At 70.3% G+C, this 15,276-nt stretch carries 11 protein-coding genes and 1 pseudogene; 8 read left to right on the top strand and 4 right to left on the bottom strand.

Features of this window, described 5'->3' with window-relative positions:
• Nucleotides 1-19 precede the first annotated feature (19 nt).
• On the top strand, nt 20-682 hold the full coding sequence (locus AB0N16_RS25160; protein ID WP_365800272.1) for a MobC family plasmid mobilization relaxosome protein: 663 nt from the start codon (nt 20-22) through the stop codon (nt 680-682).
• Nucleotides 679-2,391 carry a relaxase/mobilization nuclease domain-containing protein gene (locus AB0N16_RS25165; protein ID WP_365800274.1) on the top strand — a complete coding sequence of 571 codons (1,713 nt, stop codon included), beginning with the start codon at nt 679-681 and terminating at the stop codon, nt 2,389-2,391. The genes AB0N16_RS25160 and AB0N16_RS25165 overlap by 4 nt, the downstream gene beginning before the upstream one ends.
• A gap of 43 nt (nt 2,392-2,434) precedes the next feature.
• Here the strand turns inward: AB0N16_RS25165 and AB0N16_RS25170 are convergent.
• Nucleotides 2,435-3,122, bottom strand: a pseudogene (locus AB0N16_RS25170) (DUF317 domain-containing protein).
• A 252-nt stretch (nt 3,123-3,374) separates the two neighbouring features.
• On the opposite strand from AB0N16_RS25170, the gene AB0N16_RS25175 reads away from it, so the two are divergent.
• The 6 genes from AB0N16_RS25175 to AB0N16_RS25200 all read left to right on the top strand — a co-directional run bounded on the left by AB0N16_RS25175 (nt 3,375) and on the right by AB0N16_RS25200 (nt 9,632).
• Entirely contained in the window at nt 3,375-4,082 is a 708-nt protein-coding gene (locus AB0N16_RS25175; RefSeq protein WP_365800276.1) for a nucleotidyltransferase domain-containing protein, read from the top strand.
• Between the two features lie 321 nt (nt 4,083-4,403).
• Nucleotides 4,404-7,172: a cyclophane-containing RiPP biosynthesis TPR protein HaaT gene (gene haaT, locus AB0N16_RS25180; RefSeq protein ID WP_365800278.1), complete on the top strand. Its 2,769-nt coding sequence runs from the start codon at nt 4,404-4,406 to the stop codon at nt 7,170-7,172.
• A 127-nt stretch (nt 7,173-7,299) separates the two neighbouring features.
• A complete protein-coding gene (gene haaA, locus AB0N16_RS25185) occupies nt 7,300-7,503 on the top strand; it encodes a HaaA family cyclophane-containing RiPP peptide (protein ID WP_365800280.1) in 204 nt (67 codons plus the stop codon).
• A 13-nt stretch (nt 7,504-7,516) separates the two neighbouring features.
• Complete coding sequence (locus tag AB0N16_RS25190; RefSeq protein WP_365800282.1) at nt 7,517-8,677, top strand: FxsB family cyclophane-forming radical SAM/SPASM peptide maturase; 1,161 nt, start codon at nt 7,517-7,519, stop codon at nt 8,675-8,677.
• A 92-nt stretch (nt 8,678-8,769) separates the two neighbouring features.
• Nucleotides 8,770-9,249: a cyclophane-containing RiPP N-acetyltransferase HaaN gene (gene haaN, locus AB0N16_RS25195; protein WP_365800284.1), complete on the top strand. Its 480-nt coding sequence runs from the start codon at nt 8,770-8,772 to the stop codon at nt 9,247-9,249.
• A 212-nt stretch (nt 9,250-9,461) separates the two neighbouring features.
• The gene (locus AB0N16_RS25200) at nt 9,462-9,632 is read left to right on the top strand and encodes a hypothetical protein (protein WP_365800286.1); all 171 of its coding nucleotides are present in this window, start codon (nt 9,462-9,464) and stop codon (nt 9,630-9,632) included.
• A 91-nt stretch (nt 9,633-9,723) separates the two neighbouring features.
• On the opposite strand, the gene fxlM is transcribed toward AB0N16_RS25200, so the two are convergent.
• The 3 genes from fxlM to AB0N16_RS25215 form a co-directional block, all read right to left on the bottom strand.
• A complete protein-coding gene (gene fxlM / locus AB0N16_RS25205; RefSeq protein WP_365800288.1) occupies nt 9,724-10,947 on the bottom strand; it encodes a methyltransferase, FxLD system in 1,224 nt (407 codons plus the stop codon).
• 87 nt (nt 10,948-11,034) lie between these two features.
• The gene (locus AB0N16_RS25210; RefSeq protein ID WP_365800290.1) at nt 11,035-12,210 is read right to left on the bottom strand and encodes a lanthionine synthetase C family protein; all 1,176 of its coding nucleotides are present in this window, start codon (nt 12,208-12,210) and stop codon (nt 11,035-11,037) included.
• Nucleotides 12,207-15,269: a lantibiotic dehydratase gene (locus AB0N16_RS25215; protein WP_365800292.1), complete on the bottom strand. Its 3,063-nt coding sequence runs from the start codon at nt 15,267-15,269 to the stop codon at nt 12,207-12,209. The genes AB0N16_RS25210 and AB0N16_RS25215 overlap by 4 nt, the downstream gene beginning before the upstream one ends.
• Nucleotides 15,270-15,276: the final 7 nt, after the last annotated feature.

The raw sequence follows: 15,276 nt of genomic DNA on the forward strand, positions 1-15,276 counted from the left end.
ATCCGAGGAAGACCGCTCAATGCACGACTCGCACCTCGAACTACACGACACCCAAAGGGAGATCACCACGCCCACCTCGACGGCAGCAAGCAATGGCGATGGACCGTCCAAGGGCCGGTCCATCGCAGACTCCTCCGCCCCGGGGGTGGCGGAGGAGAGGCTCCGGCGCGAGGGCGCGCCGGAGCAGGAGGGGGTGGGCGAAGACGCTGTCGCCGAACAGTCGCCAGTCGTCGTACCCGCTGCCGACGAAGCCGCGCTCCACCGCGTCGCCCGTCGCCGAGAACGTGCTGACGAGCGCCGCGAAAAGCGCGTCGACGTGCGCTACAGCGTCGACGAGAAGTCCAAGATCCTCGCCAAGGCCAAGACGTTGGGCATCACCGGCGCGCACCTGGTCGGCGCGGTCGTCATGGCCTTCGTCAACGGCGAGGCACACCTGCCCGACCAGCGCACGGTCTACGACGACGTGATCGACGAGTTCGCCGCCCTGCGCACCCAGATCGCCCGGATCGGCACCAACGTCAACCAGATCGCCCGCCGCCTCAACTCCGAGGGCGATCCACACCCTGTGGACGCCGCCGTCCTGGAGCGGGCCGAACGCGTCCTGTCCACTGCCCAGGACGCGGTGAAGGCCGTGGACGAGGCAGCTTTCCGGGCCGCCGGGCAGAAGGCGGGCCGAGCGTGATCGCGAACATCGTCAAACCGGGCAACAAGACCCGGGGCGTGCTGATCTACCTCTTCGGGCCGGGCACGGCGACCGTGCACACCGACCAGCACATCGTCGCCTCCTGGGACGGCTTCGCCCCAGACCCCGGCCCCAAAGGCAGCCCCGGCCACACGGAGCGGATGGACCAGCTCGCCCAAGCCCTCGACCTGCGGGTCAAGCAGGCCGGCGACCAGGCCCCAGAGGGACACGTGTGGCACTGCTCGCTCCGCGCCGCACCCGAGGACCGCACCCTGACCGACGCCGAATGGGCCACCATCGCCCGCCGCGTCCTGCACGCCACCGGCATCGCCCCAGACGGTGATCCGGACGGCTGCCGCTGGATCGCCGTACGCCACGCGGATGACCACATCCACATCGTCGCCACCAAGATGCGCGGGGACCTGCGCCCGCCGCGCAACTGGAACGACTACCACCGCGCCATGACAGAACTCGCCCAGATCGAGACCGACTTCGGCCTCCACCAGGTCAACCGCGCCCGTGACACCTGGTCCGCCACCAAGCGCCCCACCCGGGCTGAGACGGAGAAGGCCGCCCGCAACGGGCGCGACCGGCCCGTGCGCGAGCAGCTGCGCATCATGGTGCGCACCGCGCTCTCCCACGCTCACAGCGTGGAGGAGTTCCTCAACCTGCTCGCCGACGCGGGCCTGCAGGTCGAAACCCGCACCCTGCCCTCCGGCGACCTCAAGGGCTACAAGGTAGCCCTCCCCGACGACACCAACGCCGACTTCGAGCCCATCTGGTACTCCGGCTCCAGTCTCGCCACCGACCTGTCCCTACCCAAGATCCAAGAACGCCTCGCCGCCACCGACCCTGCCGCCCCACAGCCAGCAGGCCGGCCCCGGCCGAACCCATGGCACCAGGCCACCGCTGGCATCGACCGCATCCCCCACCACCTCGCCCAGGACGATTCGGCGGCAGCTTCGGCACACCTGGTGGTGTTCGGGGAGATCCTCTACGCCCTGCCCGCCCTCGCCCCCACTCACCTCCGCGCCGAGTTGCGCCAAGCGGCCTTCGCATTCGAGTACGCGGTCAACACCCGTGCCCGCGTGGACCATCAGCATGCCCGCATGCTGCGCGGCGCCCTGAAGACCATGCGCTCCCACCCCGCCGACGACAGTCTCGTGGCCATGCTCGTGGACACCGCCATCCTCGTGGTCATCGCCGTGCGCCGCAGGAGCGCTCTGCAGCAGCACGACCAGCAGGTGGCCGCAGCCCAGCAGGCCCTGCTCCACCTCCAGACCGCGTACGGGCAGGCCGCACCGGTCCCGCTGACTCGGCTCGCCGAACGAAAGCCGCCGCCCGACGTCACACGCCGATACGCCGAGCACCTGCGCAAGGCCGTACCCGCCTACGCCGAGCAGGTCCTCGGCGAGGCCGCCTGGGCCGCACTGGCGGCCGTGCTCGCGGACGCCGAGCGCGCGGGCCACGACCCCGCCATCCTGCTCCAACAAGCGGCCGGGCAACGCCCGCTGGACGATGCCCACTCCCCGGCGGAAGTCCTCACCTGGCGCATCCAGCGCCTCGGCGAACGCCACCCACCCAGCCCCCGCGCCCGTGCCGCACAAGCGCGCAGCACCACTATTGACGCCCCCTCCAGGCCGAGGGCCGCCGAGCAGCCCCCTTCGGCGGTCGCACCGCCAACGTCCTATCCGCAACGGTCACGGTGACCACCCAGTCAAAACCGGCGGCTTCTCCAGAGGCAGAGGTTCCTCAGCTGCGGCGGACGACAGTGAGCCGACCCACAGCACTCTCAGGCACGGTGCGGCGGGGCACTGGGACCGGTGAGGCGAGCGACGTGGCGAACGCGGCGACCAAGTCGTCCGGAACGCTGGCGCTGAAGCTGGCGCACCACAGGTAGGGGGCGCCGAAAACGGGTTCCGCCCACGCCTGCCAGCCCATCAGGTCGGGGTGCGGATCGGCGTCCTGAACGAGCGGCGGCAGCATCTCCAGGGAGACGCTAACGGAGAACCCGGGGTCCATGGCGGTGGTCCGAGGCCGGTCCACGTCACGGACCCAGCCCTGGGCACTGAGGGTGTCAACGACCGTCTCGGGCCTATCCAATCCGACGTTGGGCACTTCACTGGCATCGATCGCCACGAGGAGATCGGCGAGCGCCTCGTACGGAACGCCGGTGGTGAAATACGCGTTCCACTCCGTCATCGCGGAGTTGGCAAGCGGGCGGGCGCTCAGCTGCCAGGCAACCGGCAGTCCCCCCCAGCTCGAACGGGTAGGCCGCGAGGATCCACTCGGCACCGCGCAGCCCGTCCGGGCTGACGTACAACAGGGTGTGGCGGGAGGTGGGCCACATGCGCCAACCGAGGCCGTCCAAGGTAGCGCCGATCTGCTCGGCGAGAACGCCGTCATCACCGGCCAGGTGGCGCGGGGAGACCCAATACACCGGGTCCGGTGAGCCGGAAGAGGACAGTTCGCTGGGGTGATGCGGACGCAGGGGCGCCTCCGTAGGCTCAGGGGAAGGGTTTTCCCTCAGGCGTTGTACGTTGACATGTCTCTGCAGCAGTGCACCAGTCATTGCCGGGATCTTCGTGTCTGCCCCCGGCGAACTGTGCCGACGTCGGGATCTGCGGGTGCCATCGCGGGTGCCGCAGCAAAACCCCGTGCGCGCTGCCCACAGAGTCCGGATAGTTACTCCATGGATCCGATTGACACGGCGCGAGCCGTTGTCGAGGAACACCACCCTGACGCTCGCGCGGCGTTCCTGGGAGGCAGCGTCGTGACGGGCCGCCGCACGGCGACGTCGGACCTCGACATCGTGGTGCTCCTGCATGGAGCCCCAGCCCCGTACCGGGCAAGCTTCCGGCACGGTGACTGGCCGGTGGAGCTGTTCGTGCACACCGAGGAAACCTGGCACGCGTACGTCGAACGGGAAATCCGTAAGCGCCGGTCACCCCTGCTGTGGATGTGCGCCGACGGGCTGCTGCTCTTCGACACCGACGGAGTCGGTGCGCGCCTCGACGACGAAGCCCAAAGGCGGCCTGCGGCCGGACCACCGCCTGCGCCGGCTGAAGAGATCGATGACCGCCGCTACGCGATCACTGACCTCCTCGACGACCTCTCGGGGAGTGCCGACCAAAGCGAGCGACTGTTCATCGCTACCGAACTCACACGGCGAACGGGCGAGTTGGCGCTGGCCATCGAAGGATCTTGGGGTGGAGGGGGGAAGTGGCTGGCACGGCGTCTGGAGTCCGCAGCGCCGAGGCTCGGCATGGATCTGCATCACGCCCTTCGTGAGGTGCTGGAGGGGCGGGACGACTCCCTCGTCGGCGTGGTGGACGAGGTACTGGGGCACGTCGGCGGCCGGTTGTGGGAGGGCTACAAGCGCGGTGGCGGGACGCCGTGAGTGGGTACGGCACGGCTGCCAGGACCCGCAGGTGACGACGGAGTAGACGGACTCAGCGACGGACAGGCCGTGGCCCTCGCCGAGTCCGGTGCGGAAACCCTCGCACCGTTGCTTGTAGCAGACAGCGCGCCTTGCGGAAGCTGGCGCACGCTGTGGCTCAGACGCGCTCTTGACCAAGGTCTACGAGGACTGTTCGGTTAGGGAAGTTGGGGCGTCGGACTCGGGGGTTGCCTTCGTGACCAAGTCGGTTGGCGGTGCGTGGTGTCTCATCAGCGACACCACGGGGGAATCGGCCGCTCCCCCGGCTGCTGGGGCCTCCGTATGAGACTCCGGCGCGGGGTCGCGATTGCTGTCGTCGCCGGAGGCGGCGCCGTGACCACACTGCTGGTCGGGCTCGTCACGAATGCCGTGTCCAACCAGTCGCGGTGGCCCGGCTGGCTGGGGTGGTTACAGGAGCACGCCTGGTTCTCGTTCGTCGTGTTGGGCGTGACGATGGCCGGGATGACTGCTCTGCTCGCCGGGCTATCCGAGTCGCGGCCTCCCGCGCCGACAGCGAGGCCGGAGGATGGAACGGGACCGCCGGGGGCCGCCCAGGTACTGCGTTCGTTGCCGCGCGACACCGCCGCGTTCACCGACCGGGCTGCGGAGCTGGAACAGCTGGTGGGCTCGGTACGGGCATCGCAGGAGCAGGGCGAGGGGCTGCCCGTTCACGTGATCGACGGGATGCCGGGCGTCGGAAAGACCACTTTCGCCGTGCACGCCGGCCACCTGCTCTCCGAGCGGTTCCCCGACGGGCAGCTCTTCGTGAACCTCAACGGATACACGCCGGGTCGCACTCCGGTGCAGGCCGGCGAGGCACTGGCCTCTCTTCTCGCGGCTGCCGGCGTGCCGACGCAGCAGATACCCGTCGGGGACGACGTCGGAGCGGTGACGGAAGCCCGGGCCGCCATGTGGCGGAGCAGACTCGCGGACAAGAAAGCGCTGCTGATTCTCGACAACGCGGCCAGTTATAGGCAGCTGGAGCCTCTGCTTCCCGGTGGGGGCGAATGTCTGGTGTTGGTGACCAGCCGCAAACGACTGGTGGCGAACGAGGAGGTGGTCATGTCGGTGGACGCGCTGCCGCCGGATCACGCGGTCGATCTCTTCGTGCGGCTCAGTGGGCGGCCGGCCGACGCGCTGGACCGGGATGTGGTGGACGAGTTGGTCCGGCTGTGCGGGTGTCTGCCGCTGGGGGTGTCTCTGCTCGCGGCACGGTTGCGGCACCATCCGTCCTGGATCGCCGAGGACCTGCGCGGGCGGCTGGTGGCGGCGCGGGACCGGCTGGGAGAACTGCGGGCCGGGGAGCGAACCGTCACCGCGACGTTCGATCTTTCCTACCGGGATCTCGCACCGGAGCGGCAGCGCTTCTTCCGGCGGCTCGGCTTCTTCCCCGGCACGGATCTCGACGTGCACGTCGGGGCAGCTCTGGGTGGGGTCTCGGTCGTGGTGGCACGTCGGTACCTTGAGGCGCTCTACGACGACCACCTGATCGACGAGCAACCGGGGAGTCACTACCGGCTGCACGATCTCCTGCGTGACTACGCTCGCGGTCTCGCCGCCGAGGGGGACAGCATGGATCACGTACAGACCGTCCAGCGTGTGTGTACCTACTACCTGGCCGCTCTCGCCGTCGCGAACGGGCACATCGTGCGTAGCGGCGCCGCCGTGCCACCGGCCCCGGACGACGCCTCGCGGGTGGAGACTCCGGTCCTGGAGTCGCGGGCGGACGCCCTGGGCTGGCTGGAGACCGAGCGGGCCAACATCCTCGCCGCGGTCCGGCGGGCGAACGGCTTCTCCCTGTACGACCTCGTGGTCCAGCTCGCTGCGGCCATGGCGCCCTTCCTGCGCCAGGCCGGTCCCTGGGACCAGGCCGTCGGGCTCCACCGGACCGCCGCCGAGGCCGCCCGCCACACTGGCGACCAGCGGGCCCGGGGCGACGCTCTCGCCGAACTCGGTGTCGTGCGCCGCTTCATGGCCGCCTATCCGCAGGCGATCGAGGCCCTCAGCGACGCCGTGACGGCGTACGAGACGGTCGGCGAACGGCGGGGGAAGGCGGATGCTCTGAACCAGCTCGGCATCGTCTGGTACCTGACCGCTGACAACGAGGACGCGGCCCGTGCCCAGGCCGAGTCCCTCGCCCTCTACCGCGAGCTGGGCTACCGGCTCGGACAGGCGAACGCGCTTGCCGATCTCGGCATGACACACCGGCAGCTGAGCCGGTTCGATGCCTCGCTGGAGGCACAGAGCGAGGCCCTGACGATCTACCGGGAACTCGGTGACCGGTACGGGGAAGCGAACTCCCTGCGCGACCTGGGCGTCGTGCACTGCCTCATGGGCGCATACGACGTGGCCGAGCGGCATCACCAGGAAGCGTTCGACATCTACCTGGAGCTCGACGACCGTACTCACCAGGCTTACGCACTGAACGAGCTGGGCGTCGTCCGACGGCTGACCGGAGACATCGAGGGAGCTCGGACGGCACACAGCCAGGCCCTGACGCACTTCACCGAGCTCGGTGAACGGTTCGGCCGCGCGAACAGCATCCGCCACCTTGGCGTCGTGGACCGCGTCTCCGGGGACGCGGCAGAGGCGATCCGGCTGTTGGAGGAGGCCCTGGAGACCTACCGCGAACTCGGCAGCCGCGGGGGTGAGGCCGCCTCGCTGAGTGAGCTGGGTGTGGCGCGCGGCATCGTTGGGGAGTTGGACGGAGCGATTGAGGCGTTCCAGGGTGGACTGCGGATCCTGCGGGGCCTGGGCGACCGGTGCGGAGAGGCAGAGGTGCTGAACCACTGGGGGATGCTGATCCTCAACTCGGGTGAAGCGGCTGCCGCCCATCGGCACTTCGATCAGGCCCTCACGCTCGCGCGGGAGATTCGCTGCCCGCTGGAGGAGGCGCGGGCATTGGAGGGCATCGGCCGCTGTGACTGGACGGTTGACGGGCCTGGTCACGGCGTGGGCTCACTGCGAGCCGCCGTAAGCGTGTACCGGCGGCTGGGAGTGAGCGTGGCCGTGGACGACATCGAACGGTTGCTGGTGCCGCGGTCCGGTTGAAGCCGACCATGTGGCCGAATTTCCGGTGCTGGATGGGTGGTTGAGGATGCTATGTTCCCCGCTGATCTGTCGCTTCAGCCCCGTCGCACCGTGCCGCCTCCCGCATGTATCTCACGAGGAGCGTTGGATGCCGTCACCCACGTCCGTCACCGAGCCACACGCCATCACGCCCGTCAGCCCGGACTCCGCGGAGCCGACGCCAGCCGGAGCCGCCGTCCTGGACCGCGTGGCCGCGCGCGTACGGCAGCGGCTGGAGGCCGAGGAGGGCGCGACGAGCCGGTTCGGTGACGGTACTCACGCGGCCTCACTCATCTGGCCCTGGCCGTTGTGAGCACGTCCGCTCGATGACAGAACCCGAAGTCCCCGTTCCTTTCGGGACGTTCATCCTCAAGGTCGCCAACCGCTGCGACATCGACTGCGACTACTGCTTCGTCTTCAACTCCAAGGACCAGGTGGCGCGGCGCCTGCCCGCCCGAATGGACCTCGCTGTGGCCCGGTCTGCGGCCCGGCAGATCGGTGAGCACGCCTCCACGCACGGGCTTCGGACCATCCACGTCGTCTTGCATGGCGGGGAGCCGCTTCTCGTCGGCATCCGACACATGGCCGAGCTGTTGGAGGCCGTCCGGGACGAGGCGCCGACCGAGACCCGGGTTCTCTTCGAGCTCCAGACCAACGGGACGCTTCTGTCCAGTGCCTGGCTGGACCTCTTCGAGCGGTACGAGGTCGCAGTGGGCGTCAGCCTCGACGGACCGCCGCGTGCGAACGACCGGCACCGGCTGACCCACGCCGGACGGTCGAGCGCCGCCTCCGCCGTGCACGGCATCGAACTCCTCCGGTCGCGGCCACACCTGTTCGCGGGGCTGCTCGCCGTCGTGGACCTGGCTAACAACCCCGTAGAGGTCCACGACTACATAGCGGCGTTCGAACCGCCCGTGATCGACTTCGGCCTGCCGCACGCAACCCACGACGATCCGCCGCACCGCGCCGACCCGAGCGTGCCCGAGTACGGGTTGTGGATGAGCAGGGTTTACGACGCCTGGCTCGCCCGGCCGGAGTACGGGCACAGTATCCGGATGCTGGAGGACATCGTGGCCCTCAGCTCAGGCGTGCGCGGCTCGGTGGAGACGCTCGGCCTGGCACCGCCGACGAGCGTCGTAATCGAGTCCGATGGCTCCATCGAGGCGGTGGACACCCTGCGGTCGGTCGAGGAGGGTGCCTCCTGGCTCGGGCTCGACGTCCTGCGCCACTCCTTCGACGAAGCTCTGTCGCATCCAAAGCTGCTGCACCGGCAGCACGGCAAGGATGCGCTCGCCGAACAGTGCCGAGCCTGCCCACTCGTGGACGTGTGCGGCGGTGGCTACCTCCCGCACCGCTTCAGCGAAGCCCAGGGCTACCGGAATCCGTCTATCTACTGCGCGGACCTGGAGTACCTCATCCGACACGTGCAGGGCTCCCTGCGGCAGCACGGCTGGAACCCATACGCACGGGCTGCGGCGTCGCCGTAGGCGCGTGTGCCGTACCGCCGGAAGGGGATCACGCGTTGGAAAGAGCGAATACAGCAGATACCGAAGCAATCGAGAATGGACAGGAGGCGCCGATGACCGTGACGATCCGTCCCGCGGAGAAGCGGGATGTGCCTGCCGTGGCCGAGCTGATCGAGGAGGTCGAGCGGTTCTACGGGGCAACCGACACAGATATCCAGCCGATCGAGGAGCGCCGCCTCCAGGTGGAAGAGGCCCTCTTCGGCGCGCCACCGCTGGCGTCCACCCTTCTCGTCGAGGACGAGGCCGGGGACATCGTGGGTCTCGCCGCCTACTCCTTCCTCTGGCCGGCAGCCGGCTCCACGCACTCCCTGTTCCTGAAGGAGCTCTACGTCCGCGACACCCTGCGCCGACAGGGCATCGGTGCTCGTCTCATGGACGAACTCCGCACCTTGGCCGCCGCGCGTCCCGGGTGCAGCCGGGTGGAATGGATGGCTGACCGCGACAACCCAGGCGCACGGGCCTTCTACGAGTCGCGCGGGTTCACCGAGTCCGACGGGAAGATCGTCTACCGGATCGACTCCGGCGCCGCGTGAGGGTGAGTGGGACTGTGAAAGTGGAGCGCTGCGAGGAGTGCGGCAGCCAGATCGTCATCGGGCTCGGATGCGACTGCCCGCCGGGCTCGTCCGCTTCGGCGGCCCCTCGTTCGGCGAAGACGTCCGTGAAGAGGGAGTGGCGTGCTCATCCGGATGACACCATCCTGATCTCCCCAGGGCAGTGCGCGCACCTGCCCGGTTGGTGCGACCACATGACCGAGGACGACGTACGGCCCCCGCGGTGGGGGTGGATCCCGAATCCTCCGCACGGGCTCTGGGAACGGTTGGGCAGCGCCTACCCGGCGACTGCCACCGCGGGCAATCCGAAGCGGATGGCCGTGCGGCGGTGCACCACCTGTGAGGCGAACCTCGCCCAGGGCTGACCACCGTCGTCCAGCACCACTCTGCTCCCGCTTCGTTGGGCGCGGCCGTACTTGCCGACAGCCGCGCCCGCCTGCGTCAGGATCAGCAGGGTCAGTAGGCGATGACGAGCCGCACGGACGGCCGGTCGATCACGGCTCCGTCGGCGAGGTCGCTGTCCGGCGTGTCCGCAGGGTAGGCGGTGATCGCGGGTTCGACGGTCCTGGCCGGGCTCCAGGCACGGATCTGCGCACAGATCCGCTCGGCGAGCTCGGCGCCGGCCGGGCCGTAGCCGACGGCTCCCAGCCGGAACCGGGGTTCGGTGGCTTGAGGCTCGGCGGTGCGCTCCAGAGTGAGGTAGGCGATGGAGTCGGCCTCGACGAGGGCTGGGCTCAGGGCCGGTGAGGCGGGGCGGTGGAGGCCGGCTTCCAGTGCCGCGGGCTTCGCAGTGATGCGGCAGGTCGCTCGTTCGGTGGCGCTCAGGCGCAGCCAGACGCCGTCGAAGGACTCGACGGAGCCGACCGTCGCGTCCGTCCAGACGGCCGACTTCGGTCGGGTGAGGGCATCGCGCAGCAGCTCTGGGGCGATGGGCTGGTCCTCGTCCCAGTAGAGCCTGACGAGCCGGTCATCGTCGATGTTGTCGTTCCGCTCGCCGTCTTGGCCGATGACCGGGAGAAAGCCGCACATCCTGACGGAGTCGGACCGCATCCGGTCCTTCTCCCGTCGGAACGCCACGGACCTGGACAGCCCGCGCCATCGCAGCGGAACCACGAGGCGTCCGCCGACAGCGAGCTGGTCCCACCATGCTCCGGGGAGGTCCCACATGCCGACCGCCGCGATCATTCGGTCGTAGGGGCCGAACTCCGGGGCGCCGAGGGCGCCGTCCCTCGTGACCACGCGAACGTCGGCGTATCCGTTCGCGTCCAGCATCCGGCGGGCGTAGGCCGTCACGTCGGGGGCGATGTCGCACGTGGTGACCTGCCCGGACGTCCCGGTGAGCTGCTTGAGCAGGGCGGCGTTGTAGCCAGTGCCGGCTCCGACCTCGAAGACGTTGTCACCTTCGCGGACCGCGAGCTGGACCAGCATGAAGTGCACGACGTCGGGCTGGGAGGCGCAGCTCAGTGGGAGTTCGTCCTCGTCGGGGTTCTCCTTGATGGTCACGCTCTTGTTGGCGTACGCCTCCTGGAGGGGTGCGCCGGGGAGGAAGGCGTGGCGGGGTACGGCACGCATCGCGGTTTCGACGCGTGCGTCGCGAGGGCCGGAGACGTCCTGCTGCAGGATGGCGTCGACCAGGCGGTTGCGCAGGTCCTCGGGGGAGGCGCCGGTGGTGGTGTTCATCGCGTCCTTCCGGAAGGTGCCCGGCCGTGCGTACGGCAGGGGCAGAGCGTACTCAGGTGATCTGGTGCGGGGTGCGGTTCACGAGCGTCATCCCGCCAGGAGCAGGCAGCGGTCCCAGGGGCCGGTGGTCGCCGTGTTGACGGGGTCGGTGAGACGGACCAGGTGAATGCCCGACGTGCCGTCCATCAGGCCGACACCGTCCGGCAGTCCGCTGTGGTCCAGGTGCTCGTCGAGCCGGGTTCGAAGACGGGGCAGACGCGCCGCGAGTTCGTCGTCAACGGCGTCGGCGGCGGCCCGGGAGGCGGTCTGTATGAGCCCCGCCCAGCCGTGGCAGAGGGATGCGTCGGTGAGCTGGGCAAGCTGCTGGTCGTCGGCCAGGCATCCGGCAAGGGCCTGTTCGGCCCGGCGTTGCCGGTCGCGGTCGCCGAGGGCGATGCCGGCGAGTTGTTGGGCGCGGGCGATGCCCGGGGTGCCGTAGCACCAGGACGGACGTCCTGGTACCGAGTGCTGGAGAGCGCCGCGTCGGTGTTCGGCTCGGGTGACCAGGCCCGGCCACCAGGCGCGCGAGCCCGTACCGTCGCGCCATTGGTCGAGCCAGCCGCATATCCGGATGATGGCTCGTTTCTGTCCGGGCACTGTGTGGCCGTGGCGCACGGCGGTGGCCAGCAGCGCGAGGGGTCCGCTGATGCCGTGGGCCAGACCGAGGTTGCCGTGTCCGCCGGGCCATCGCGGCGACGGGCGCAGGTCGGGGCTCTCGCTGGTCCACCAGCCGGGCAGGAGCTGGGACTCGATGGTGATCGGTTCGGTCAGCCGCACCAGGTAGGCGAGGGTGTCCCGTAGTTCTGTCCGGTGACCGCGGTGCAGGTGGTAGACCCCCAGGCCGGTCAGTCCGCTGATGAGGTCGTACTCGCCCAGGCTGGGCGGCGCGCCGCCGTCGATGCGGGCGTTCGCCCGCTTGAGGCGGTCGCGGGTGACGTCGGTGAGGTGTGCGTCCAGGGTCGCGAGAGCGCGGGTGGCGGTGTCCGTGTGCGTGAAGCTGAGGACGTACGCGACAGCTGGCGCGCCCTCGTACAGGCCGCATGCCTCCGGGGCGGCCTGTATCGGGCCCTTGACCATGGCGGCGGCCCACGGCCGGAGCGCGTCCGTGTCGTCTTCGCCGGTGTGGGCCCTGACGGCGTGCAGCAGGGCGGCTCCCGCCGCGCCGGAGTACAGCGACTGGCCCCAGCCGGGCCTGGTGGGTGTCGGCGACGCGTCGTGGTTCATGAGTGGCTCTCCCCCGGCCGTGCGGTCCACGCGAGAGCGGACTGACGGGCCAGGCGCCGGCAGATCCGCTCGTCCTCCCGGTCCAGGCCGCGCAGGCGGTTGTGGTGCATGTGCAGCAGGGACTCCAGAACCGAGTCGAGGTCCATGTCCTCGGCGAGGTGCTCGCGGTACAGCCTCAGGGCCACCGCGCGGCGGTGCCACGCATGTGCGAGCGCTTCGCCCCAGCCGCGGGCGCGGGGCGTGGTGTGGCGAACGAGTTCGACGGTCTGGTCTCTGACGCCTCGCTCGGCTCGGGCCGGAGGAGCGGGACGGTTGGCCAGCCAACGCATGCCCTCGTCGGGACCGAGCAGACCGCAGGCGATGTCCGCCATGCCGGCCGCGGCCAGCGCGCGTCCGTCGAGGCCGTCGACGCCGTCGCCTCCGAGGCCCCGCAGGACGGCGAGGGAGTAGGCCGAGTCGGCGGTGAACACCGCCTCCGCACCGCGCAGGGCGGCGCCAGGGCCGTAGCGGCCGATCTCCGGGGTGTACGTGTCGAACACGAGCCTGCTGCTGAGCCCCTCGTGACGCAGCCCGGCGGCCCATCGGGCGACGAGCTCGGTGTGGGCGGAGTACTGCCCGGGGCTTCGGGTGCGGATGCGCAGGCGTAGGTGGTCGGGGTCATGCGGGGTGCGATAGCGGACGAACCAACACTCGGGTGCGCCCTGGAGCTGGGCCATGAGCCGTGCGAGGTGGGTGGCGATCAGCTCCTCGAACTGGTCGGGGTGGGTGTAGATCTTGGCGTTCAGCCAGGGTGCCCACACCGATCCCGGTACGGGCCCGAGGGTGCTGTTGGTGAGCACGGGGAGGGGGCCGGAAAGTGGGTCGGGGGCCGGCGGGCGGGTGCTGGTCATCGGCAGGGCGATCTCGTGGACGTGGCCGCCGATCCAGCCGTAGCTCTCCTCGGGTGGCGCCTCGGTGAGCACGGCCTGGCCTTCCCGGGCCAGGTGGGCGCGCAGGACAGCGACATGGGCGGGCACGTCGAGCCGCAGTCGCCGTGTCCGGTCGTCTTCCCGCAGCTCGACGGCATCGTGGCAGTGCCACCGCTTCCGCCAGCGGCCTAGGGCGTCCACCCACTCCGGGGTGTCCGTACCTCGGCCTGGGAGGGCGTCGGCGGTCAGGTTCCAGCGGCCAGGAGAGAGGATCACGCGCCCGTAGCGGACGCGTGGCAGGAAGGGCAGCCGTGCGCCGTGCGGACCCCAGTCGAAGCCGGTCCAGGCGGGGCCGAAGGCGCGTGTCAGGTGCGCCAGGAACCGGGCCAGAGGCGAAGGTTGCTTGTCCAGGGCCATGGCGTGGAAGACCTGCGGATCCACGATGCGACGGCGGGAGATGCTGACCAGGTACAGGCGGGTGTGCGTGGCAGTGACCGCGAGGTCATCGACCCCGATGAGCGTCGGCGCGGTGTCGGCAGCGCCGCGGTGTTCACCCAACGGGATCACGTGCGGGAGATAGGCGGGTATACGGGCGACGTTCTCGGTGTGCGGGTACAGTGGCGGGAAGGAGAGCTGCGCGGTCAGCGCGTTCTCGACGCTCGCGGGGACCTGGCGGTAGATCTTGTCGAGTCCCGAGCCGGTGGCGACCGGTGAGAACCGGGACGTGAGTGTTCCTGCGGCGCGGGCCGGCGTCACGGTGAGCGTGAAGTCCCCGCGCTCCAGCGCGGGCAGACTGTCGGCGTGCAGGCGCGCGCACATCTCCACGTGGGGCGGCGCCTCGCGCGTGGCCATCGTCTCGTCGGCTAGGCGGTCGATCAGGTCGTCGGTGAGGACGATCTCCCTGCCGCCGTCGGCCAGGGCCTGCCAGGCCAGGGCCAGCAGCCGCTCGTCACGCTCGGAGACCACCGTTGGCGGCGCGGTCATGCGGCTGCCGGGGTATTCGGCCGGGTAGCCGAGCCCGGCCGCCGCGTCGACGACCTCCTTCACCGGCACCAGCGTGCCGGTGCCGTACCGCTCCCAGAACGCGACCTGGTACTCCTTCCACACACCCTGGCCCGCCGGTCGGCGCGTCAACCGCAGCAGGGCATCGGCGGCCCGCTCCATCTCGCGCGCGACGCTCTCGGGGATCCGTACGTCGGCGTCCAGCCGCAGGTCGACGGCGAGAGGGCTTCGGCCCGCGCCGGAGAGCCGACGCAAGAGCGGCGTCAGCGCCTCCCGTTGGGGCGCCTGGCGGTTCGCGGGAAGCCGGTTGTGCTCGTGCACGGCGCGTCGCACCGCTTCCAGTTCGTGTAGGACCCGCGCGGCCTCCGGCACGGTACCGACGTCCGCGCCGTGCAGTCGCTCGATCAGGTGGGACAGCGGATCGGTGTCGGTCATCGGCGGGCGCAGGCTGGTGATCAGGAACTTCTCGCGCACCAGCGTGCCGAGCAGTGCGGTGATATGGCGTGGCTCGGTTCGGGGAAAGGCGGAGGCCAACTTCTCGGCGAGAGCGGCGAAGCGGACCGGCTCGCGCGCGAGGTCCTCGATCCAACGGACCGCGCTGGTGCGCCGGACGGTGGCCCCCATCGGTCCGCCGTGCGGGACGTGCAGGCGTCCGCCTCGGCGTGCCGCCAGGTTGTTCAGGACCACGTCCAGGCGTTCCAGCAGGTCGGGGCTCGCCTCCAGACGAGCGACGACGTCGTCCAGCCACTCGGTGTCCACCCGCGCCACGGCCCGGTGTGCGTCTCCCCATCTCGCGTACGGTGTGGAACCCACGCCGACCGGCGCCACCCCGGCGAAGAGGCCGAACGGGGTCGGCCGCCCGGTGGCTCGCAGCGCATAGCGGACGGTGGCCAGGGCGGCGCGCCGGACCTGCTTGGGACGTGCCGGCTGCCCCGCGCGGATCGCGTCGACCCGCGTGGCAAGATCGCCGCTCGTCTGCCGGACGGCGTCGGCGAACCCCTCGTCGGCCCACACCTGCTTCAGCCATCTGCGGCAGGCGTCCGTGTCGGCCGGATCGGGCCACCATCCCGGCAGGCTCGTCAGCGGCGTCGCGGCGGCCCGGAGCAGGGCCGCGCCCGTGTGCTGGTAGAGCTTTCCGTCACTTCCCATTTCCAGT

Origin of the sequence: Streptomyces sp. NPDC051105 (assembly GCF_040682795.1) — a bacterium.
GTDB lineage: Bacteria > Actinomycetota > Actinomycetes > Streptomycetales > Streptomycetaceae > Streptomyces.

What these genes read in the sequence shown, in the direction of transcription:
- AB0N16_RS25175 (WP_365800276.1), top strand. Translation starts at nt 3,375, where the DNA reads ATGGATCCGATTGACACGGCGCGAGCCGTTGTCGAGGAACACCACCCT.
- AB0N16_RS25190 (WP_365800282.1), top strand. Translation starts at nt 7,517, where the DNA reads ATGACAGAACCCGAAGTCCCCGTTCCTTTCGGGACGTTCATCCTCAAG.
- haaN (WP_365800284.1), top strand. Translation starts at nt 8,770, where the DNA reads ATGACCGTGACGATCCGTCCCGCGGAGAAGCGGGATGTGCCTGCCGTG.
- haaT (WP_365800278.1), top strand. Translation starts at nt 4,404, where the DNA reads ATGAGACTCCGGCGCGGGGTCGCGATTGCTGTCGTCGCCGGAGGCGGC.
- fxlM (WP_365800288.1), bottom strand. Translation starts at nt 10,947, where the DNA reads ATGAACACCACCACCGGCGCCTCCCCCGAGGACCTGCGCAACCGCCTG.
- AB0N16_RS25215 (WP_365800292.1), bottom strand. Translation starts at nt 15,269, where the DNA reads ATGGGAAGTGACGGAAAGCTCTACCAGCACACGGGCGCGGCCCTGCTC.
- AB0N16_RS25200 (WP_365800286.1), top strand. Translation starts at nt 9,462, where the DNA reads ATGACCGAGGACGACGTACGGCCCCCGCGGTGGGGGTGGATCCCGAAT.
- AB0N16_RS25160 (WP_365800272.1), top strand. Translation starts at nt 20, where the DNA reads ATGCACGACTCGCACCTCGAACTACACGACACCCAAAGGGAGATCACC.
- haaA (WP_365800280.1), top strand. Translation starts at nt 7,300, where the DNA reads ATGCCGTCACCCACGTCCGTCACCGAGCCACACGCCATCACGCCCGTC.
- AB0N16_RS25210 (WP_365800290.1), bottom strand. Translation starts at nt 12,210, where the DNA reads ATGAACCACGACGCGTCGCCGACACCCACCAGGCCCGGCTGGGGCCAG.